The following is a 21,722-nucleotide window of genomic DNA, read 5'->3' on the forward strand; positions in this document are numbered from 1 at the left end:
CCTGTCCGCGGGACCTATACTCATGCAAGCAGATACCTCAGTAATTATTCGGGAGAGGCCGATGGAGCCGGGTTTGGCGCTCGGTCCACGGCAAGACAACCTGGACCAGACACCGCGCCGCCGCTATGTCTTCCTGATGAGCACGCCGGCCTTGCTGGGACTCTTCATGTTCCTGGTGCTGCCGTTTCTGATGGCGGTGGTGATGTCCTTTACCGATCAGCGGCTGTTGTCGCCCAACGAAACCGGCTGGGTGGGGCTGCGCAACTACGACCGCCTGCTCAGCGTCAACTGGCTGGTGCAGCAGCCGGAGCGCGATACCGCGGGTCAGGCGCTGCGCGACGATGACGGCCAGATCGAGTATCCGCGCCTGCGTACCCTGTTGCGCTCCGACCCCGCGCTGCGGGACTACAAGGAATTCACCAGCTGGAACATCGGCGAACAGCGCTTCATCGTGCTGGCCAAGGACCCGCACTTCATCCGCTCCTTCCTCAACACGCTGCTGTTCGTACTGCTGGTGGTGCCGCTGCAGTGCGGACTGGCGCTGGCCCTGGCATTGCTGATCAACCGCCAGCTGAAGGGGATCTACCTGTTTCGCACGGTGTTCTTCTCGCCGGTGGTGACTTCGATCGTGGTGGTGTCGATCGTCTGGAGTTTCCTCTATCACCGCGATCTCGGCCTGTTCAACCATTACCTGCAGGCCATGAGCTTCGGTCTGATCGGACCGATCGACTGGCTCGGCGATCCGGACTGGGCGATGCCGTCGATCGTGATCATGTCGGCCTGGCAGGCGGCCGGCGTGCAGATGCTGATTTTCCTGGCCGGCCTGCAGGGCATTTCGCAGGATCTCTACGAGGCGGCCGAGCTCGATGGCGCCGGTGCCTGGAGCAAGTTCTGGCATGTCACGCTGCCCGGCCTCAAGAACACCCTGGTGTTCGTCATCATCAGTACCACCATCCAGGCATTCGGCCTCTTCACCCAGGTCGATGTGATGACCCGCGGCGGCCCCAGGGCTCGACCTCGACGGTGATGTACCACGCCGTGACCAAGGGTTTTCGCGAGCAGGATATTGCCTACGGCTCGGCGATCAGCGTGATCTTCTTCCTGGTGATTCTGGCGATCGCGCTGTTCCAGAAACGCCTGTTCGATGGCAAGGGGGATAAGTAAATGTCCGTCAAGCAACTGAAAACCCTCGGCTGGTACCTGATCCTGATCGGCGTCGGCTATGTCTTCCTGTTTCCGATGCTGTTCATGCTGGTGTCGTCGCTGAAGCCCGAACAGGCGATCTTCGCCGATCTCTACTCGATCCGTGCGATCCTGCCGGTGGGCGAGCTGTCGCTGGACAACTATCGGCAGGTGTTCGAGAAGAGCAATATCGGCCTCTATTTCTGGAACTCGGTGCTGATCACCGGTGGCACCGTGATCATGGGCCTCTTCGTCAACAGCCTGCTGGCCTTCACGCTGTCGCGCATGAAATGGAGCGGACAGAAGCTGGTGCTGTCGGCGGTGATCGCGCTGATGATCATCCCGCTGGAGGCGATCGTCGTGCCGCTGCTGTTGCTGGCCTCGAAGCTGCCGTCCATCGGCTGGGAGGATGGCATGCTGGCGATCACGGGCTCTTGGCTCAATACGCTGCATGTGCAGATGCTGCCGTTCGTCGCCAACTCCTTCTTTATCTTTCTGTTCTATCAGTTCTTCCGCGACATTCCGAAGGACTTCGACGAGGCCGCCGAACTCGACGGCGCCACGCCATTCCAGATCTACCGCCATATCATCGTACCGATGTCGGGGCCGGTGTTCGCCACCGTTGCGATTCTGCATTTCCTGCTGATGTGGAACCAGTACATCTGGCCGATCATGGCGGTGCAGGGCGAGGATGCGCGACCGGTGATGCCCGGTATCCAGATCTTCTTCGGCCGTCAGACCGGCTGGGGCGAGGTCATGGCCTATGCCTCCTTCGTGACTCTGCCGGTACTGGCGGTGTTCCTGGTGTTCCAGAAAAAATTCGTCCGCAGTCTGGCCGGTGCCGGCATCAAGGGCTGAACGACTCGTCTGGCGGTGGATCCGGCGCTTCGCGCCTTGATCCCCCTACGGTTGCTTTGTACATCACAGAGGCTGTCCGGCGGGGTTCTCCGTACCCGGACGGCGGGAGAAAATAAAATGGCAGATCTTACACTGAGCCGTGTGATCAAGCGTTTCGGCGACCTGGAAACCATCCATGGCATCGACCTGGATATCAGAGACGGCGAGTTCGTGGTCTTCGTCGGCCCCTCGGGCTGCGGCAAGTCGACCCTGTTGCGGATGATCGCGGGCCTCGAAGAGGTCTCGGAAGGCGATATCCATATCGACGACGAATGCGTGACGCAGGTGCCGGCGTCAAAACGCGGGGTGGCGATGGTATTCCAGTCCTATGCGCTCTATCCGCACATGACGGTGCGTGAAAACATGGGCTTCGGCCTGAAGATGGCACGGGTCCCGAAAGACGAGATCAGCCGTCGCGTCGACGAAGCCGCCCGCATACTGCAGCTCGAGCAGCTCCTGGACCGCAAGCCGAAGGCACTCTCAGGCGGCCAGCGCCAGCGTGTGGCCATCGGCCGCACCATCGTGCGCAATCCGAAGGTTTTCCTGTTCGACGAGCCGCTGTCGAATCTCGACGCCGAGCTGCGGGTGCAGATGCGGGTCGAAATCGCCAAGCTGCATGGCGAGTTGCGCAACACCATGGTGTACGTCACCCATGATCAGACCGAAGCGATGACTATGGCCGACAAGATCGTGGTGCTGCGCGGCGGCAATATCGAGCAGGTCGGCAGCCCGCTGCAGCTCTATCTCAACCCGGCCAACGACTTCGTCGCCGGCTTCATCGGTTCACCGAAAATGAACTTCCTGTCGTGCGAGGTGCTGGGCAGATCGGCCGACGGGCTGCGGTTGCGCCTGCCCTGCGGCACCGAAACCGACGTCCGGGCGAAGGCTACGGACGTGCGCGAAGGTGACCGCGTCAGGCTCGGCATCCGGCCGGAACATATCCGCGAGGACCGCGACGGCGATGTCGCCATCGCTATCGATGTCGACGTGGTCGAGCACCTCGGCGGCACCACCTTCGTCTATGCGCGCTATGCCGGCGAGGACGGGCTGACACTGCAGGTCGGCGGTCTGAGCGGCATGCACTCCGGGCAGGTGCAGAGCGTCAGTTTCGATCTGGAGCAGTGCCACCTTTTCGATGCCGCCGGCAACAGTCTCAGGGAGGCGCGGCCGGTGCCGCAGCCGGTACCCGGAGCAGAGGGTCTGGCCCAGGCGGTTTAAACAATCAATGCGCGCCGGATCAAGCGCCGGCGCCGTTTTCCAATGGATGTAATCATGTCGCTCGAAACCACAGTCAGCGGTGCGGCGCCGTCGCGCCCCGCGATTCACTTTACGCCTGCGAAGGGCTGGATGAACGATCCGAACGGTCTCGTTTACTTTGACGGCGAGTACCATCTTTTCTACCAGTACTATCCCGATGCCAGGGTCTGGGGCCCCATGCACTGGGGTCATGCCGTCAGTACCGACCTGCTGCACTGGCAGCATCTGGATACGGCGCTGTTTCCCGACGAGGACGGCATGTGCTTTTCCGGCAGCGCCGTCGTCGACCACAGGGACTGCAGCGGCCTGTTCGGCGGCGAGCCGGGTTTGATCGCGTTCTACACGGCCCACCGCGTGCTCGATGAGGCCACCAATGACTACATCGAGGAACAGTGTGTCGCCTACAGCCGCGACAGGGGACGCAGTTGGCAGAAATATGCCGGCAACCCGGTGATCGCGCCGCCGGGATTCAGGGACTTCCGCGATCCCAAGGTGATCTGGCATGAGGCCAGCCAGCACTGGATCATGGCGCTGGCCTGTGGCCAGTCGATCCGTTTCTACCGCTCCGAAAACCTGCTCGACTGGACGCTCGCCAGCGCGTTCGGCAGCGACCAGGGCGCCCATACCGAGGGGCCCTGGGAATGTCCGGACCTGTTCGAGCTGGCGCTCGAGGATGGCCGCCGTCGCTGGGTGCTGGTCGTGGGCGTCGGCGCCGGCAAGGACGACTGGGGTTCCTTTACCCAGTACTTCGTCGGGGACTTCGACGGGACCGGGTTCCACAACGAGAATCCGGCGGACCAGGTGCTGCTGATGGATGAAAGCCGGGACTTCTACGCTGCCCAGAGCTGGTCGGACGTGACCGACGGGCGTCGGCTGGCGATCGCCTGGCTAAATAACTGGCATTACGCCAACCAGATACCGGAAAGCGGCTGGCGCGGCAACATGAGCCTGCCGCGTGAACTGGCACTGGTGACGACGGCCGAGGGAACGCGACTGCAGCAACGTTTCGTGCGTGAGCTGGCGGCCAGGTTCGAGCCGGTTCCACTGATCGACGACGGCGTCGGGCTCGCGGCGGGTCAGTCGTTCCAGGCGCCTGTCGACAAGGGGCCGCAGCTGGGGCGTGCGGCCCTCAGCCTGCAGGCGGGTAGCCGGGTCGAGATCTGTCTGCAGCAGGCCGGGTATGCCGACCTGGTGCTCAGTTTAGAAGAGGCCGGCCTCAGGCTGCAGCACCAGCGCCGCGGACAGAACGGTGACGAGAAATTCGACCGTTTCTTTCCCCATGACTTCAGCATCGGCGCAGGCGAGGGAAACAGCGTAACGCTCGAATGGGTCTGTGATCACGGCAGCCTCGAGCTGCTGGTTGATAACGGGCGGCTGTCGCTGAGCAGCCTCAGCATAAGCGGTGACGGGGGATGCGCTTCCCTGTTCAGGGTGACAGAAGGCGAGGTGGTGCTGGAATCGCTGTACGGGGCCGCTATCAGGCTGCCGGCGCGGGGCGATCGTGCCGTGGCCTGAAGCCGCCGCGACTCAAGCCGCCGGCCTGTCATATCCGGCCCCGGTTTGCGGGAGGGACTTTATTGCCCTCGATAGCCGCAAGATCAGCGGGTTCATGCGCCAGGTTAATATTTGAAATCGTCCGGGGTGGCCTGCGTGTTAAAAAACATGCAGAGCGGCTGAGGCCGAAACCGGCTTTTTCGACGTTGAGATCGTCGTTTTCTATCCAGGCGTCCGCGCCAGTTCTTGTTTCGTAATTTAAGAAGAAATTAAGACCAGAAAGTTCTTGATTCAGGGTAAGGGTAAAAATTAACATTGAACCATGGACGTAAACGTTTACGTTCCGGTTTTTCCGACGGCCCCAGGGTCGAAAACCATAACGAAACCCCCATAAAAATAACGGTAGTAAAATAATGAAAATGACTTCCACTTTCGGTGGCACTGCTGCAGTACTTTCCACGCTCGCGCTGGCTGTCCTGTCCACGAACGCGGCCCAGGCCGCCAATCTGAATCCCACCTTCAGTCTCGATGCCAACGTCGAGCTCGATACCGATGCGATCGACAGCGGCGCAGGCTCCACCGAGTACAGCCAGGGCGGTCGCGTCGAGGCCAACCTGCGCGGCGAGATCCGCAGCGAGCAATATTTCGTGCGCGGCAAGGGGACCCTGATTCTGGCCAAGGATTCCGACACCCACACCGACGACATGTGGGTGCAGTTCGGTCAGGACCGATGGGACCTGCAGTTCGGCCGCTTCGAGGGCATCGATCTGTTCCCGAAAGGCAAGGACACCCTGGTGGTCCATGCCGGCGGCGGTCTGGCCCAGGTGTACGAGGCGAATCTCGTGCGCGGCCGTGCCGGTACCGACGGCGGGCAGATCGCACTGCACCTGCAGGGCGACAGTGGTCTGCGCTTCGAGCTGAATACTTTGTTTGGAGATGACAACGTTGACGGCACCGATGAGGATGCCGTTTCCGGCGCCAGGCCCGTTATCGTTTACGAGGGTGACGGCTTCTCGGCCCGTCTGGGTTACGAGTACCAGCAGGTCGACCTGATAGGCGGCGGCGAAATCGAGAAGGAAGGCTTCGGGGCCGGGGCGACATTCAGCCTTGGCGAGGCGCTGGTCAACCTGAACGCCGCCTGGCTCGACGACCAGACCCAGGGGTCGAATGTCGACGAGGTTCGCAGTTATGGGGCCAACGTGATCTACGGGCGTTTCGGTGCCGGCCTTATCTATTCCGAAACCGAACTGGCTATCGGACCGGATCCCGATGTCACCACCGCCTACGCCGCCTACACGCTGCCGTTGTTCGATATCGACAATGCGAGCGTAACCTTTGCGGTGTCGGGTTCGACGGCGGACAATGTCGGGGTCGATGATTCGGCAACCGGCGTACGGATGCGCCTGAACTACACCTTCTGAGGTGGGCGGACCCGTGGCGAACGACCGTCATCAACCGTTGGCCGCGGGGCCCGCAGCAAGCCCTTCATGATTCCTGTTTTCGCGAAAGTCCATCGGGCTTTCGCTTTTTTATGTTCAGGACGAACGGTATGCCGCGGGCGCAGGGATGCGCACGACTGCATGGATGCAGGAGTTAGGGCGACGCAGGAAGCCAAAGCCGAGGAGCGGCTCTTACATGGAAGTATTTATCCTGCGGGCACAGGGAGGAAAAGCGACGCAGGATGCCGAAGCCGAAGAGCAGGGACCCGTTGTGAATCCCAGGTGGTGCTGCAATGAACAATAACAAGAAACTCAGACTTCAGGACATGGCGCAACGCCTTCAGGTGTCGACAGCGACCATTTCCAATGCATTCAACCGTCCCGATCAGCTTTCCGATGCGCTGCGCCGGCATATCCTCGAGGAGTGTCGGCGGGCCGGCTATGACGGTCCGCGCAACGGCCGGCGCCGGATCCTGGCTAAAAACCCTCTGGTGGTGCTGGTGCTTCCCGGTGACCTGGCCGGTCTCGCGACGGATGCTGCGCTGCAGGACTTCGTCCTGGGCTTTACCGAGGCGTTGAATGACAGCAACTGTGCCCTGCTGCTGCTCTCGGCGCGGGCCGGTCAGGCGATCGGCCGCTACGAAGCTCTGGCCGAAAGTTTCGTCTTCCTGGGCGTGACGCCGTCTGGAGAGGTCGTCGAACGTCTCGGGCTGTTGCGCAAACGGGTCCTGACCATTGACCCTGCAACGCAGGGGAGCCTTCCCGGCAACTGGGGCAGCTCGCGGCACAGCGGTTGCCGGCACTGGCCGATGACAGTGGCCTCTGAATGCCTGTCCTGTCTGTATTTTAGTAAATTTACATAAATATACTTCATTTGGTCTCGATGCTTGGTTATTATCGGTAAGGTTACCTATAAAAACACAGGTGTTTGTCGTTATGTGTGTTACACCCTTACAACGTCTATCGCGGGGGCTGTCCGGCTGCAGCGGTGCCGGGTACACTGATGCGTTTAACAGGATTCGCAGACAAGGGGGCGTCCATGTCCATTAAGGTTATTGCCTTTGGCGAAGCACTGATCGATATGCTGGCCCGTCCCGTGAGCGACGGCCCTACGTCCTTCGTCGCCCACCCCGGGGGGCACCGGCCAATGTCGCGGTGGGTGTGGCCAAGCTCGGCGGGGCGGCCTGCTTTCTGGGCCAGGTCGGACAGGATATGTTCGGCGATACGCTGGTACAGACGATGCAGAAATTCGGGGTGGATACCGGTCAGCTGCTGCAGACTCCCGATGCCCTGACGGCACTGGCGTTCGTCAGTCTCGACGAGACCGGCGAGCGCAGTTTCGCCTTTTACCGCGACGACAGCGCCGATCTGCTGTACCGGGCCGAACAGTGTCCCGACAGTTTCCTGCAGGGGCCGGCGCTGTTCCATTGCTGCTCCAACACTCTGACCTGCGATGCCATTCGCGAGAACCATCTGACCCTGATGGCGCGCGCACGGGCCTCCGGCTGCCTGGTCAGCTTCGACGTCAACTACCGGCACAACCTCTGGCCGCAAGGCGCCGACGCGCGCGAGCCGATCTGGAAGGCGATGGCGGCATCCGATCTGGTGAAGATCAGTCGCGAAGAGCTCGAAGCCCTGTACGGGCAAGACGATACCCTGGTGTCCCGCCTGCTGGACAGCGGTGTAGGGCTGCTGCTGATCACCGACGGCGGCGAACCGCTGGAGGCGCACTGGTCCGGCGGCTCGCTGCGCCTGAACCCGCCGCAGACCCAGGTCGTCGACAGCACGGCGGCCGGAGACTCTTTCGTCGCCGGTCTGCTGTTCCAGCTGGCGACTCAGAACATCGGTCATGCCGCTTTCGCCGACTGGGTGCGCGATGAAGCGCGCCTGACCGCGGCACTGCAGTTCGCCAGCCGCTGCGGTGCCCTGACCGTCGGCCGCTATGGCGCTTTCGAAGCGCTGCCGGTGGCTTTCGAACTCGGTCTCTGATTCGCTGTAGTAGCCAAGACCTGTCGCGAACGGGCCTCGTGCCGGACCGTTCGCAGCGAGGGCGTGGCTCCCACGGGGGCGGTAGTACTTGCCGCCAGGCGGAGCCTGCCGTCATCCTCGCCGCCAACCGGCTGACCAGCCCCGATGCCCGCTATACTGATGCCATAAACACTTGCCCTCGAATACCGGACAGCCATCGTTGCCGGGAGGATGTCTCGAGGGCGCCAGCCATCTGGCGATGAGGTGATATGCGCTGCCAGCAATGCGGGGTCGAGAGCCCTGGCAATCCTGATACCTGTCCCGCCTGTGACGCGGTTCAGCCCCGGCGCTGTGGCAACTGTGGCCATGCATGCGCCGTGGATGCAAAGTTCTGCAGTGAATGTGGCGCACCGCTGGCCAATGGCGGGACGGTGGCGCCGGTTCAATATACCCCGGCATACCTGGCCGAGCGAATAAGGGCCGAGAAAGCCGCGATGCTGGCCCGGGGTGCCGCCGACGGCGAGCGCAAGACCATCACCATGCTGTTCTCGGATCTGGCAGATTCCACCGAGCTGATTCAGTACCTGGATGCCGAAGAGGCTCAGCAACTGCTCGATCCGGTGCTCAAGCTGATGATGGAGGCGGTGCACCATTACGAGGGCTATGTCGCCAAATCCCTCGGCGACGGCATTCTGGCGCTCTTCGGGGCGCCCATCGCCCACGAGGACCATGCCCGGCGTGCACTCTATGCGGCGCTGCGCATGCAGCACAGCATGGATGAACTGGCCGAACGCATCGAACGGGAAAAGGGCCTGCAGTTGCGGCTGAGGATCGGCATCCACAGTGGCGAGGTGGTGGTGCGGTCTATCCATACCGAGGATCTGCATACCGACTATGACCCGGTTGGACGCTCGATCCATATAGCATCCAGGATGGAAACCGCCGCTTCGCCAGGTGCCATTGTCGTCAGCGAATACAGCTATCGGCTGACGCAGGGTTATTTCGAGTTCCGGGCCCTGGGGCCCACCCGTGTCAAGGGTGTGGCCGAACCCATCCAGATCTACGAGTTGCTGGGAGTCGGACCACTGCGCACCCGGTTGCAGGTCTCGGTCAGCCGGGGGCTGGTACCCTTCTTCGGTCGTCAGCAGGAGTTGAGCTGCCTGCAGGCATTGCTGGATCGCATGCTGGCAGGCCAGGGACAGCTCGTCGCTGTGAGGGGCGAACCGGGTGTCGGCAAGTCGCGACTGCTGCTCGAATTCAAGCGCAGCGTCTCGGACGACTGCCTGGTCCTTGAAACCTTTTCGGTGTCTCACACCCGGACCTTTGCCTGCTGGCCCCTGATCGGTCTGCTGAATCAGTATTTTGATCTCGCTCCCCGGGACGATGCACGCCGGCGACACGAGAAGATCGGTGCCAAGGTGGCGGCACTCGATGCCTCCCTGGAGCAGGGCTTGCCCTACCTGCAATTTTTGCTGGCGGGGGCAGGGGACAACTCGCCACTGTTGCACCTGGACCCACAGACCCGGCGTGAACGCACCTTCGAGGCGATCAGGCAGCTGTTGCTGGCACAAAGCAGGCAAAGGCCACTGGTGCTGATATTCGAAGACCTGCAATGGCTCGATAGCGAAACCCAGGCGTTTCTCGAATTGCTCGTCGGCGCACTGGAAGGGCATCGGCTGATGCTGCTGGTGAACTACCGGCCGGAATATCGGGATCAGTGGCTGGGAAAAAGCGGTTCAACGCGGTTGCAGCTCGAGCCCCTCGCCCAGTCGGATGCCGAGGGGCTTTTGCAATCGCTGCTGGGCAGCGCGCCCGAGCTGATGCCGGTCGCCCGCCGTATTCTGGAAAAGACCGAGGGCAATCCGTTTTTCATCGAGGAGGTCGTTCAGACGCTGGCCGAAGAGCAGGTGCTGGTGGGCCGGCGGGGCCACTACCGTCTCGGTACCTCCGCCGGCGACCTGCAGCTGCCGATGACGGTGCAGGGGGTGCTGGCGGCGCGCATCGATCGCCTGCCACCGGACAGCAAGGCGCTGTTGCAGGTACTGGCGGTAATCGGCAAGGCCTTGCCCTTCGGCCTGGTGCGGCAGGTAACCGGCGAGAGCCACGATGACCTGATGCTGTTGCTGAATCGTTTACAGGACGCCGACTTCATCTATTCGATACCGGCCTTCCCGGAACAGGAGTTCGCGTTCAAGCATGCGCTGACGCTGGAGGTGGCCTACCGCTCCCTGCTGAACGAGCGGCGCAGCGATCTGCATGAACGCACGGCCCGGGCCATCGAAAGCCGGTACCGGGACCGCCTGGACGAGCACTACGGCGAGCTGGCCCATCATTACGGTCGCAGCGGCAACACCGACAAGGCGATCGAATATCTGCAGCTGGCCGGCCAGCAGGCGGTCCAGCGATACGCCAACAGTGAAGCGATCGCGCAGCTGTCCAAAGCCCTCGAGCTGATCGGATCGCTGCCGGAGTCGCCGCAGCGGGACAGCCTGGAACTGGCGGCACGGCTGACGTCGGGACCCGCGCTGATGGCGACCCGGGGCTATGCGGCCGCCGAAGTCGAAAGCACCTACAGCCGGGCCTTGCAGCTGTGCCGCCAGGTGGGCGCGCCGCCGCAGCTGTTTCCGGCGCTGCTGGGGCTGCGCACCTTCTATCATGTGCGCGGCGAGCTGCCGGTTGCTCGTGAGCTGAGCGAGCAGCTGGTGCGGCTGGCCAGGAAGCGGGCGACGACGAGCGCCAGCTCGAGGCGCATCGGGCGCTCGGAACCGTGCTGTTCAACCTGGGAGAGCTGGACCTGGCCCGCGCCGAGCTGGCGCAGGCACTGGCACTCTACGATCCGCAGCACTCTCAGCGCCATGTGTTCTATTACGGCGTCGATTCCGGGATCTTCAGCCTGTTCTATATGGCCTGGGTACTCTGGTACCAGGGCTATCCCGAGCAGTCACTGGAAAAAAGCAACGAGGGACTGGCGCTGGCCGAGAGGCTCGATTACCCCTTTATCCGGGTGGTGTCATTGGTGTTCGATGCCGAAACCCACCTGCTGCGCCGGGATCTGCGTCAGACCCAGGAGCGGGCCGAAGCGGCGATCGCACAGGCACAGGCACATGGATTCCCGATCTGGAACCTCTGGGGTCGGGTGCTGCGGGGATGGGCGCTGGCGCAGCAGGGCGAGCACGAGGCCGGTATTGCCGAAATCCGCCAGGGCCTGGCGGCCGACCGGGCGGCCGGTGCCGAGCTGTGGCGTCCCTATTTCCTCTCGTTGCTGCTCGAGGCGCTGGTCGAAGCCGGCCGGCTGGATGAAGCCCGTGACTGCCTGAACGAGGCCCATACCTCCCTCGACGCGACGGAAGGCCACCTCTATGAATCCGAGCTCTATCGGCTGGAGGGGCAACTGATCCTGAAACAGAGCAAAGACGCGGCTGCAGCGCAGGCGTGCTTCGAGAAGGCGGTTATCATTGCCCGCAGCCAGGGTGCCCGATCACTCGAGCTGAGAGCGATCACCTGCCTGGCCCGCCTGCTGCAAGAGCAGGGCAGACCCTCCGACGCCAGGCAGTTGCTGGAACCGGTGCTGCAAGGGTTCAGCGAAGGGCAGGAAACCGCCGATCTCCGGAGGGCGTCTTCCTTGCTTTGCGAACGGGCAGAATCAGGCTGAAACGTCCTGTCATGTCTAGGCGCTGTTCGGATTGGGCGCTACGGACAATTGCGCTTCGGATTTGGCAATTCTTCAACCGTGGTTTCGGCGCCACCTGTATCGCCTTGGGCGCTGCTTGATCACCTGCGCTGGAATGGCCAGAACGCAAAACCGCCGCTGTAGGCCACCATCACCGGAAAGGTCACGGCCAGCATGGCTGATGCCAGCCAAAGTTCAAGCTGGTATAGAGGCCCTCCTGCCGACAGACCTCCGGTGATCCAGGCGCCGGCCCGGGCGTAGAGACCCTGCGTCATTGCTGCCAGCACAGTACTGATGGCCGCCAGCCCGATGCCCCGCAGTGGCTGCGGGATCGAGTGAAGAAGACGGTTCTGAAACAGCAGCAAAATGATGAACTCGCCGAACAGCAGCGGCACCGGTACCCGCACCAGGTACTCGACGACATCCAGCTGCAGCACGTTGACACCGATGTACCAAATCAGTCCGGTCCAGACCAGCACCAGACTGCCCGCCAGCAATCCGAACAGCGGTTGCCGGTTCAACAAGGGCCAGCGCTGTGCAATTGACCTCAGGGGCCAAAAATCGAACAATACCCATGCCATGATGAGCGCGGCGGTTGTTACGGCAAATGAGAGTGCATCCCAGGCATCGAATCCACCGTGCGGATCGAGCTCGGCGATATAAAAGGGCGCGTTCTGCAGCTCCTGGAAGTCGAAGGCATGCTGAAACAGCCCCCAGGCCAGGGAATAGGCCAGAAGCAGGGTTCCCAAGCCGGTTGCCGCTGGATGGCGGACCCATCCGGCCAAAGGCCAGCACTGAAACTGCACCAGCAGCCAGAGGGTGGTGACCACGCTAAGGATCACATACATCAGGGAAAAAGGTGATGGGGGCGTGATACCGCCGCCTGCAACATGGAGACCGAGAGGCGCGACGACGAGCGCGGAGAGGGCAAGAATCAGCAGGCTGACGAGGCCCTTCGTGGGCTGCCCGAGACGTGACAGCCACAGGGGATAATCGTAATGCCACACCAGGCTCAACACCATATGCATCGGAGTCGTGCAGATCACGGTAAAGGCGACCCAGCTGCCAAAGGTTTCGGCATCGAACAGACTGCAGATGAACAGTGAAACCGGAATGCAGATCAGGGTCGAAAGTCCGCCCAGCAGAGGTTGTGCGATCGTACGGTAGCTCATGTATCCATCGGGTATCGTCGGGGCAGGCGTGACCGGGTCGCCGTCGGCGACCCAGGGCGCTGGATCAGAACCAGCGATTGATATAGACCAGGTGTGGCCAGGCAGTCAGCAGCACCAGCACGAACACCATCATCAGCGCGAAGGGCATCGCACCGATGAAGACATCGCCAAGGGTTATGCGCTGATCGTCCAGGCAGCCCTTGATTACGAAGCAGGCCATGCCCAGGGGGTGTCAGCAGGCCGACCTCGACGGCGATGACCGTCAGGATACCGAACCAGACCGGGTCGGCGCCAAAGCCCAGCATGATCGGCAGGAACAGCGGCACCATGATCAGGATGATGGACACCGAGTCGATGATCGTGCCCAGCAGCAGTACCACGGCGACATAGAGCAGCAGTACGAGCAGGAAGCTGTCGGTTGCGGACTGCATCAGGCTGGCAATTTCCACCGGGACGCCGGCAATGGCGAGCGCACGGCTGTACATGGTTGCGGCGATGATCAGAAAGCAGACGGATGCGGTGATATGCCCGGTTTCCAGCAACACGCGCCAGAAACCACGGAGGCTGAGCTTCCTGCGGACGATGGCCAGAGCCAGGGCACCCAGGGCGCCCACGGCACCGGCTTCGGTCGGGGTGAAGATGCCACCGTAGATCCCCCGAGTACGACAAAGATCAGAGCGGCCAGGGGCAGCAGTTTCACCAGAATGGTGCCGGCCGATTGGACCGGCGGCTCGGTGTCCGGTGCCTGGGACTCGACAAACCGACCGGAGCGGTCGTAGACGAAGGATGGCAGAAAATAGGCCATGCCGATGATGCCCAGGCAGTAGACCACCGACAGCAGTATGCCCGGGCCGATACCGGCAAAGAACATCATGCCGATCGATTGCTCCGTGAGTATCGCGAAGATGATCAGCAGAATACTGGGTGGAATCAGCATCCCCAGTACCGAGCTGCCGGCGACGGTTCCGACGGCGAAGCGCGGGTGATAGCCCAGGCGCAGCATTTCGGGTACCGCAACGCGGGTGAAAACGGCCGCCGAAGCGATCGAGACGCCGGTCACCGCGGCGAATACGGCGTTGGAGCTGACCGTCGCCAGCCCGAGGCCGCCGCGGATCCGGCGCAGAAAGTAATCGCCGACGTCATAGGCATCGCGCCCGACGTCGGATACGCTCATGATCAGCCCCATCAGTACGAAAAGGGGGATGACGGCAAACGTCTGGTCGGCGATGCTGTCCGCTGCCGACAACGTCAGCAGCTTGACAGCCAGCATCAGGTTGCCCTTGAGCACGACCACGAGTCCGAAGGAAACCAGGCTGAGCGCAATTGCCACGTACATGCCTGCATAGATCAGTGCCACTATGGCGACAACCGACAGCAGGCCCAGTTCAAGTCCAGTCATACTGGTAATCCCGTAGTTAAGAGGCTCACTGACCGGCGCTCCGAATCGCTTTGAGATGACGTAGCGCAAGCACGAAGAACTGAATCGATGCCAGGGTGGCGCCGATCAGGAGTATGGCTTCGAGCGGCCAGGTGGGCGCCGTGAAGATGCCGATATTGCCCTTGTAGTAACCGGCGTTCCAGGCATCGATCAGCCGTGGCGCCTGACCGTAGACGATGATGGCCAACACCAGGCCACCGGCCAGGTCGAAGGCAGCGCGCAGTGCCAGGTTCAGGCGCCGGGCCCGGCGCTCCAGTAGACCCAGAAGGGTGTCGGAGCGGGTCAGGCGGCCGGCTGCGATCGCGTGGGCCAGTTGCAGGTAGACGACGGCGACGATGCCCATTTCCGTCAGTTCGAGAGTGCCGTCCAGCGGCGTATCGGCGAGCCAGCGGCCGAAGACATCGAGGTTCACGATTACCATCATTGCCAGCACGATAACGGCGCCGAGGGTATCCATGCCAACGACCATTGGCGTCAGCAACTTCGTCGCCTGACGGTTGTTCGGAAGCGGCTCAGCCGCTTCGGAATCCTGGGTAGATTGCTTTTTCATAAGCTGATTCCCGTTCGCAACGGAAGGCGCTATTCCTGGTCCCACTGGCGGGCGATGGGCTGATCGGCCTCGCGCATGGCGTTCATGTAGTCGGTCAGAATCGCCTTGCCGGGGATGCCCTGGGCTTCCATCTGTTCGGCCCATTCCTGCGCCAGATTCGGCAGTGTCTTAGCCCATTGCAGTCGTTCGGCATCATCGATGTTGGTGACGGTACCGCCCTTGGACTTGAAGGTCTCAATCGCCACCTCGCCCAGTTCACGGGCAAAGTTGCCAAGATCCACGCCATACTGTTTTGCGGCTGCCTGCATCGCATTTTTGACTTCATCCGGCAGGCGATCCCAGGCCTGCTGATTGACGTTGATGGTATAGGTATTGGCGCCACCGAGATTGGCATTGAAGTAATAGGGGCAGACCTCGTAAAACTTGAGCGAGACCACGGATTCGCCCCAGACCAGCATCGCATCCATCACGCCGGTTTCGACCATCTGATAAAAATTGCCCAGACTCCCGGAGACCCCGACTGAACCTACCGGCTGCACCCAGCGCAGATTGGGACCGATACCTCCGACTTTCAGGCCTTCGAAATCACTGAGCGACTCGATCGGCTTGGCGGAACAGAGGACGTAGTTGTCGGCGATGCCGCTGGCGGACAGCGTCACCTGATTGAAGCGATCCCAGGTTTCATTGAACGCCGGATATTTTTCCACCAGGCCGTCGAGCACCTTGTGGATCAGCACCAGGTCAGTGGTCGTGAAAGGGGTGACATAGCCGATCTTGTACAGCGGAATCTTGTCGCTGTGAATCGCCGTGACGATGACGCCGACATCGGCCAGCCCGACCTCCAGCGCTTCCAGCTCACCGCCGGGCTTGGCCAGGGTGCCGGAAAAGGCCTCCTGCCAGTTCACCTTGTAGTTGCCGGTTTCGGCCAGCCGGGCGTCGACGCCGGGCATGAAGCTCTCCTGCAGCAGCTTGACCGCGGCCACGGTCGGCGAGAAGCCCGACACGATGCTCAGGTCGATCTCTTCGGTCGCCTGGGCGGACGGCATGTGCAGCGCTGCCAGGGCGGCCAGCGACAGGGCGGCGCCGCCGAGAAAGTTGCGGAATCGGTTCTTAAAATTAACGCTATGGGTCTTCGGAGTCATAGGTGTTCCCTTTATTGTTGTATCGTATTGGTGCTGATCGTCGGATGGCGCCTGTTCAAGCTGGCTGATCAGACATCGATCCAGGATTGGGCATTGACGCGGACGCGGTGATCGATGCGGGTTTCCCGCTCGATCGTCTGCTCGACAAAGCAGCCCTTGCGGGCGGCGTTGACGAGCTCGACGATGCGCGCGTCTTCGCTGTCTGGCGACCGGACATCGATGTCGATCGCAAAGCCAATGGGCTGACCCTCGTACGGAAATCCTTCACCGGCATAGGCTTCCCAGTGGGCATCGCAGGTCACCATCACATCGTCGACCTTGATCTTCATGCGACGGCTGAACACCCTTATCTGGGTCATCAGGCAGCCGACCAGGCCGGTCAGGAAAAACTCGAGCGGGGTCGGCGCCGTACCTTCGCCGCCCTGGAACCGGCCCTCGTCGGTGGCCAGCGTATTGATGGTCTGAAACGGCTCGATCGCCTTGACCGTCACCTCGTTTCGCAGCTTGCCGACACAGGTGCCGGTGGAGCTGAACTTGACGTCGAACAGCGGTTTTTCTCGCATCTTGGGCCTCTTGTGCAATCGTTTGCATATACATGAGATCATGCCTCTATGGAAAAGTCAAGCGCCGCTTGTTGGCGGTATAATAAGGCGTATAAGATGTAAAAGGAGGTAATTCTGTACAGGACGAGAAGCTTTTCGGATTTATTATTAACCCGGCTGACAAATACATCCGCTTACCAAGAAGCCGTAGGAGCCCGGTCTCCAGGCGAATTGGGCATCTGCCCAGCTTCATTCGCCCGCGGAGCGGGCTCCTACAGACAATACTGCAACCGATGATGTTATACGTAAGCGCCTGGTTCCTGAATGATGAAGATCTGTATATAAACCTATTTGCATGCCAGGTTAGTAACATGGCTGACAAATAGGTTCCCTACCTATTTTGTCAGTCACGCCACAAAAGCGGGCGCAGGTGCGCGGACATGCTGGTTTCCGTGGCGCTCGCATTGGCCTGCGGCCAATGATGAAACGTCCCTGTTTCATGTATTAATCAGCCGGGTTAATAATAGAAAACTGTCTGATTTACCTCTCGGTAAATTAAAGCTTTATTGCGCGGCCTTCGCGTAGGGACTGTCCGCACGCGAGAGCGACTTCAAGGGCGCGTCGTCCATCCTCCTGGTTAACGCTGGGCGGTATATTGGATTCCAGAGATGAGATAAATTCCGCTATTTCCTGCTCGAATGACTGGGCGTAGCGCTCCAGGAAGAAGTGCTTGAGCAGTGGCTTGGCATCGGTGGCTTCCGCAGTCGAGTGGCTGAGCAGGATGTCCCGCTGGTTCTGGGTCTGCAGCATGCCGCCCGAACCAAAAACCTCGATCCGCTGATCGAATCCATAAACGGCCTTGCGGCTGTTGTTGATATGACAGAGTACGCCGCTTGGCATCTTGAGCGTCGTCATCGCCGTATCGACATCACCGGCCTTGCCGATGCCTTCGTCCACCAGACAGCTGGCGCTGGTGAAGACCTCTACGGGCGTCTCGCCGGTGATCCAGCAGGCCAGGTCGATATCATGGATGGTGCTGTCGCAGAAGTAGCCTCCGGAGCGCTCGATGTATTCGATCGGCGGTGGCGCCGGATCGCGGCTGGTCAGCAGCACCATGTTGAGTTTGCCGATCTTGCCCTCGACCACCTGGGCCCGCAGTGCTGCAATGGTGGGATCAAAACGACGATTGAATCCCACCATGAAGGGCACCCGGTGCTCCTCTACCAGGGCGATACACTGATCCACCCGCTCGAGGCTGAGGTCGATCGGCTTTTCGCAGAGAATGGCCTTGCCGGCCCGGCTGACCTGGCTAATGATCTCCAGGTGAGTATTGGTCGGCGAACAGACAATAGCGGCGTCAATGTCCGAGTGCTGCAAGCAGTCATCGAAAGACGCAAATGCCTGTCCACCGTATTTGTCCGTCAGTCTTTTCGCTGAAGGGAGATTCGGATTGATCACGCCTACCAGCTCGGCGTTCGGATTTCTGGTAATAATCTGGCAATAGAGATCGCCCATCCGGCCAGAACCAAATAAACAAAAACGTATCATAAGTCACTCCTGGGCCGGCTAAACCGGCAGCCGTTTATAAGCGTTTTTATTGCCAGTCTTCGATAATCATCTGGGCGCCTTTCTCGCCGATCATGATCGATGCCGCATTGGTGTTGGCCGAGACGATGGTTGGCATTATGGAGGCATCGATGACCCGCAGGCCCTTGAGACCTCTGACACGAAGCCTGGGATCGACGACGGCCATATCGTCAACCCCCATCTTGCAGGTACCCACACAGTGTAACAACGACAGTCCGTTCTGGCGGCAGTGCTCGAGCATTTCCTCGTCGCTTTCGCAATCGAGTCCCGGCAGGATCTCCTCGGCGACAAAGTCGCTCATCGGGGCTGTCTGCGAAATCTTCCTGGAATGTCTCAATCCCGCAATAATCGCTTTCTTGTCCGCCTCCGATTCCAGAAAGTTGAACGATATCGCCGGAGGTTCTTCGGGGTCGCTGGAGCGTACATGTACGCTGCCTCTGGCATCGGGGCGAATATGCTCGGCGAGGATGGTGAATCCGGAAAACGGTCTTGGCTGCAGATCTTCACCGGTACACCAGGACATGAATGTAATCATCATGTCCGGCCGTCCGATCTCCTCGGACGTGGTGATGAAGGTGTTGGAATAGTTGCCGTTGCTGGCCATGGGACCGCTCTTGAACAACAGGTAGCGCATCATCGCGGCGCCGCCTTTGAATATATTGTTATAGAGGTCGTTCACGGTCACCGGTTTGGTGGACTTGAACTCCAGGCCGACGCCAAAATGATCCTGCAGATTCTTTCCCACGCCTGGCAGGTCATGTGTGACCGGAATACCTTTTTCCTTCAAGATCTCCGAATCTCCGATGCCGGAAAGTTCCAGCACTTTAGGGGAGTTGAAGGTTCCCGCACTGACGATAACCTCTTTTCTGGCCGAAACAAGGTAGTTGCCGTCCTTGTCTCTGTACTTGACGCCGCAAACTTTGCCGTTATCGACTACGATTTGCTCTACGAGGACACCTGTCTGTACCTTGATGTTCCTTCCCATGGTGCTTTTCAGGTAGGCATCGGCAGTGCTCCAGCGCCGGCCGTTTTTTGTGTTGACCTGTACGTAGCCGGTGCCGAGCTGGGTTTCCCCGTTGAAGTCGTTATTGTACGGCGACCCCAGTTTGTGGGACGCCTCATGAAAGGCGTCCCCCAACTCGTAGGTGGAAGGCAGGTCCGATATCCAGAGCGGGCCCCCCGTTGCATGGTACTTGCTTGGGCCTCGCTCCTGGTGTTCGGACTTCTTGAAAAAGGGCAATACGTCCTCGAACCCCCAACCCTCGCAGCCCAGATCTCGCCAGCCATCGAAATCTTCCGGTTGTCCCCTGACATAGATCATGCCATTGATGGAGCCGGATCCGCCAAGCACCTTCCCTCTGGGCTGAAACAGCTTGCGGCCGTTCAGGTTGGGTTCTGGTTCGCTCTCGTAGCACCAGTTGACCGAGGGGTTGGAGTAGAGCTTGGCATACCCCAGCGGAATATGGATCCAGGGGTTGCTGTTTTTGCCGCCGGCTTCAAGTAACAGTACCGAATGACCGGCTTCGCTCAATCTTCCCGCCACTACACAACCAGCGGAACCGGCTCCAATGACAATAAAATCGTAGTTATTCTCATTCGGTTTCATTGTTGTCTCTCCAATAAATGCGTCTGGACCCTGCCGGCACTAGGGGGGATCATATAATATGTTCGCGATCTGAACTTTATTTTTAGGATGTGAAAATAGGAAATATGACGTTAGTTATCTTACTCATGATCGTGCTCGTTCGCCGGCTAAATTTAGCAACCAGTTTGATGGCAGAAAAGCAGTGATAATGAATGCTTCAGAATAATAGCGTCCGTAACTGTATTTATATGCCGCTAGTGATGTTGCAGATTTATTTGAAAATATTTCAGGGCTCGTCTGTGTATTGCAAGGTGCCAGTCAGGCACCCTGCATGCGGCAACAGTTACCAGGTCGGGCGCTCGAACTGCTCGACGTTTTCCGCGGTGATTTTCGGAGTTTCGATGGTGTCGATAGCCGGCACCTCGATACCGTTTGCGACCTTGACGGCGGTCTGAATCGCGAGAATGGCATCATCGATCGGCGACTGCTTGTTGGAACCAGTTTCCCAGCCCGCCTTAATCGCATCCCAGCCCTCGCCGAAGAGGTTGCAGGTGACGACCTTGACCTCGCCCGGCTTTTTACCGGCACCCTGGAGGGCGCTGATGACACCAAGGCCCATGCCGTCGTCGAAGGCATAGACGCCGTCAATCTTGTCACCGAACTTGGTCAGGTAGGTCTCCATGACCGTCTGGGCCTTCTCCCGGTTCCATTCAGCCGTCTGGCTGGCCAGTATCTGGATATTGGGGTAAGCGTCTTCCATCCGATCCATGAAACAGTTCTTCCGCAGGATGGACACCGAGTATCCCGGCGTACCTTCAACCACGACGATGTTGCCTTCGCCATTAAGGGCGTCGCCAAGAATCTCGGCGGCTTGACGAGCCTGGGCGCAATCGTCAGGCCCAGTGTGGGCCTTGATGTAGCGACGGCCCGCTTCGCCGATTGGCGAGTTGGAGGTGATCACCGGGATGCCGGCGCGAGAGGCCTGGCGTACCGCCGGAATCAATGCATTCTGCGATGTCGGCCAGAGCACGATGGCGTCGAGATTCTTCGAGACCATGTCCTGAATCTGGTTGAACTGTGTGGCCGGGTCGCCCTGGGGGTCCATCACCGTCGCTTTCAGTCCGAGCTCTCTGGTGTACTGTTCGGCCGCTTCGGCATATTTTGCCTGGTAGGCATTGGAACCCGGGTAGAGGACCGTGATGCCGATACGGGTTTCGGACAGCGGCTTTTTGAGCTCTCCGCCGAGCCAGTCCGGCGCCTCTGCCGCCCGGGCGGGCATAGACAGAATGCCGCTGCAGATTGCACTCAGAAGAAAAACGCGTGCCATTTTATTCTTTATATTCATCGTTGACCCCAATGATGTGTTTCAACTGTTGGAAGACCCGCTTGCCTCGGTGCAAGGAGCTTACGCTATTATCAACATAGAACTCTTTGGCTTTACAATGCTGAAATTGTCCAAACTGGACATCGTTCGGTCCGCCTTCTCTGAAGTACTTCCATCATCATCAACCTATAATTATAGGCAATGGCGAAAAGGGTGTTCAGCAATCCTGAAATTGTCATTTATTGTTGGTGCAAGCTTATGTTTTTTAAACGTTTATGCTCCGACGTGGAAGGCGCTGTCTCGACGTGAAACGGCGGAATGAAATCGAGAATCTGCTTGCTGTCCAGAATGGACAAGTTGCCGCTGTCATTATGGCTGCCACCCGTCTTAGTATGGAGGAACCGCTCCATTAGCTAGTGTTCAATTACAACGATAAATCAGGACCCAATCGATATGGCTATATCAAATAAAAAAC

General features: G+C 60.0%; 19 protein-coding genes and 1 pseudogene. 11 read left to right on the top strand and 9 right to left on the bottom strand.

The window, feature by feature from the left end:
• The first annotated feature begins 61 nt into the window (after positions 1–61).
• The 5 genes from ACFQDL_RS24530 (at position 62) to ACFQDL_RS24550 (ending at position 4,851) form a co-directional block, all read left to right on the top strand.
• A complete protein-coding gene (locus ACFQDL_RS24530) occupies positions 62–1,027 on the top strand; it encodes a carbohydrate ABC transporter permease (protein WP_379911301.1) in 966 nt (321 codons plus the stop codon).
• An 11-nt stretch (positions 1,028–1,038) separates the two neighbouring features.
• A complete protein-coding gene (locus ACFQDL_RS24535; protein ID WP_379911302.1) occupies positions 1,039–1,164 on the top strand; it encodes a hypothetical protein in 126 nt (41 codons plus the stop codon).
• Positions 1,165–2,040, top strand: coding sequence for a carbohydrate ABC transporter permease (locus tag ACFQDL_RS24540; protein WP_379911303.1), 876 nt, complete (start codon positions 1,165–1,167; stop codon positions 2,038–2,040).
• A 117-nt stretch (positions 2,041–2,157) separates the two neighbouring features.
• Positions 2,158–3,297, top strand: a complete 1,140-nt coding sequence (locus ACFQDL_RS24545) for an ABC transporter ATP-binding protein (protein ID WP_379911304.1) — start codon at positions 2,158–2,160, stop codon at positions 3,295–3,297.
• A gap of 54 nt (positions 3,298–3,351) precedes the next feature.
• Positions 3,352–4,851 (top strand): glycoside hydrolase family 32 protein, encoded by a 1,500-nt coding sequence (locus ACFQDL_RS24550; protein ID WP_379911305.1) that lies wholly within the window; start codon positions 3,352–3,354, stop codon positions 4,849–4,851.
• A 28-nt stretch (positions 4,852–4,879) separates the two neighbouring features.
• On the opposite strand, the gene ACFQDL_RS24555 is transcribed toward ACFQDL_RS24550, so the two are convergent.
• Positions 4,880–5,260, bottom strand: coding sequence for a hypothetical protein (locus ACFQDL_RS24555; protein WP_379911306.1), 381 nt, complete (start codon positions 5,258–5,260; stop codon positions 4,880–4,882).
• Between ACFQDL_RS24555 and ACFQDL_RS24560 the strand changes: the two genes are divergently transcribed.
• The 5 genes from ACFQDL_RS24560 (at position 5,244) to ACFQDL_RS24580 (ending at position 11,889) form a co-directional block, all read left to right on the top strand.
• Positions 5,244–6,251, top strand: coding sequence for a carbohydrate porin (locus ACFQDL_RS24560; RefSeq protein WP_379911307.1), 1,008 nt, complete (start codon positions 5,244–5,246; stop codon positions 6,249–6,251). The genes ACFQDL_RS24555 and ACFQDL_RS24560 overlap by 17 nt on opposite strands.
• A 311-nt stretch (positions 6,252–6,562) precedes the next feature.
• Positions 6,563–7,132 (top strand): LacI family DNA-binding transcriptional regulator, encoded by a 570-nt coding sequence (locus ACFQDL_RS24565; RefSeq protein WP_379911308.1) that lies wholly within the window; start codon positions 6,563–6,565, stop codon positions 7,130–7,132.
• A 298-nt stretch (positions 7,133–7,430) separates the two neighbouring features.
• A complete protein-coding gene (locus ACFQDL_RS24570; protein WP_379911309.1) occupies positions 7,431–8,258 on the top strand; it encodes a carbohydrate kinase family protein in 828 nt (275 codons plus the stop codon).
• 356 nt (positions 8,259–8,614) lie between these two features.
• Positions 8,615–11,554 (top strand): adenylate/guanylate cyclase domain-containing protein, encoded by a 2,940-nt coding sequence (locus tag ACFQDL_RS24575; RefSeq protein WP_379911310.1) that lies wholly within the window; start codon positions 8,615–8,617, stop codon positions 11,552–11,554.
• Positions 11,497–11,889, top strand: coding sequence for a tetratricopeptide repeat protein (locus ACFQDL_RS24580; protein ID WP_379911311.1), 393 nt, complete (start codon positions 11,497–11,499; stop codon positions 11,887–11,889). Before ACFQDL_RS24575 ends, ACFQDL_RS24580 begins: the two co-directional genes overlap by 58 nt.
• 119 nt (positions 11,890–12,008) lie before the next feature.
• Here the strand turns inward: ACFQDL_RS24580 and ACFQDL_RS24585 are convergent, their stop codons facing one another.
• The 8 genes and pseudogenes from ACFQDL_RS24585 to ACFQDL_RS24620 all read right to left on the bottom strand — a co-directional run bounded on the left by ACFQDL_RS24585 (position 12,009) and on the right by ACFQDL_RS24620 (position 21,202).
• Entirely contained in the window at positions 12,009–13,079 is a 1,071-nt protein-coding gene (locus tag ACFQDL_RS24585) for a hypothetical protein (protein ID WP_379911312.1), read from the bottom strand.
• Positions 13,076–14,478: pseudogene (locus ACFQDL_RS24590) on the bottom strand (TRAP transporter large permease). Before ACFQDL_RS24590 ends, ACFQDL_RS24585 begins: the two are co-directional and overlap by 4 nt.
• Positions 14,479–14,503: 25 nt before the next feature.
• Positions 14,504–15,067 (bottom strand): TRAP transporter small permease subunit, encoded by a 564-nt coding sequence (locus ACFQDL_RS24595; RefSeq protein ID WP_379911313.1) that lies wholly within the window; start codon positions 15,065–15,067, stop codon positions 14,504–14,506.
• 29 nt (positions 15,068–15,096) lie between these two features.
• On the bottom strand, positions 15,097–16,209 hold the full coding sequence (locus tag ACFQDL_RS24600) for a C4-dicarboxylate TRAP transporter substrate-binding protein (RefSeq protein ID WP_379911314.1): 1,113 nt from the start codon (positions 16,207–16,209) through the stop codon (positions 15,097–15,099).
• Positions 16,210–16,277: 68 nt separating this feature from the next.
• Complete coding sequence (locus tag ACFQDL_RS24605) at positions 16,278–16,772, bottom strand: OsmC-related (seleno)protein (protein ID WP_379911315.1); 495 nt, start codon at positions 16,770–16,772, stop codon at positions 16,278–16,280.
• Positions 16,773–17,306: 534 nt separating this feature from the next.
• Positions 17,307–18,299, bottom strand: a complete 993-nt coding sequence (gene iolG / locus ACFQDL_RS24610) for an inositol 2-dehydrogenase (protein WP_379911316.1) — start codon at positions 18,297–18,299, stop codon at positions 17,307–17,309.
• A gap of 46 nt (positions 18,300–18,345) precedes the next feature.
• Positions 18,346–19,944: a GMC family oxidoreductase gene (locus ACFQDL_RS24615; protein WP_379911317.1), complete on the bottom strand. Its 1,599-nt coding sequence runs from the start codon at positions 19,942–19,944 to the stop codon at positions 18,346–18,348.
• 322 nt (positions 19,945–20,266) lie between these two features.
• Entirely contained in the window at positions 20,267–21,202 is a 936-nt protein-coding gene (locus ACFQDL_RS24620) for a sugar ABC transporter substrate-binding protein (RefSeq protein WP_379911318.1), read from the bottom strand.
• Between the two features lie 7 nt (positions 21,203–21,209).
• Between ACFQDL_RS24620 and ACFQDL_RS24625 the strand changes: the two genes are divergently transcribed.
• On the top strand, positions 21,210–21,569 hold the full coding sequence (locus tag ACFQDL_RS24625; RefSeq protein ID WP_379911319.1) for a hypothetical protein: 360 nt from the start codon (positions 21,210–21,212) through the stop codon (positions 21,567–21,569).
• Positions 21,570–21,722: the final 153 nt, after the last annotated feature.

The organism is Marinobacterium aestuariivivens (assembly GCF_042661465.1).
In the GTDB taxonomy this organism is placed as follows: domain Bacteria; phylum Pseudomonadota; class Gammaproteobacteria; order Pseudomonadales; family Balneatricaceae; genus Marinobacterium_A; species Marinobacterium_A aestuariivivens.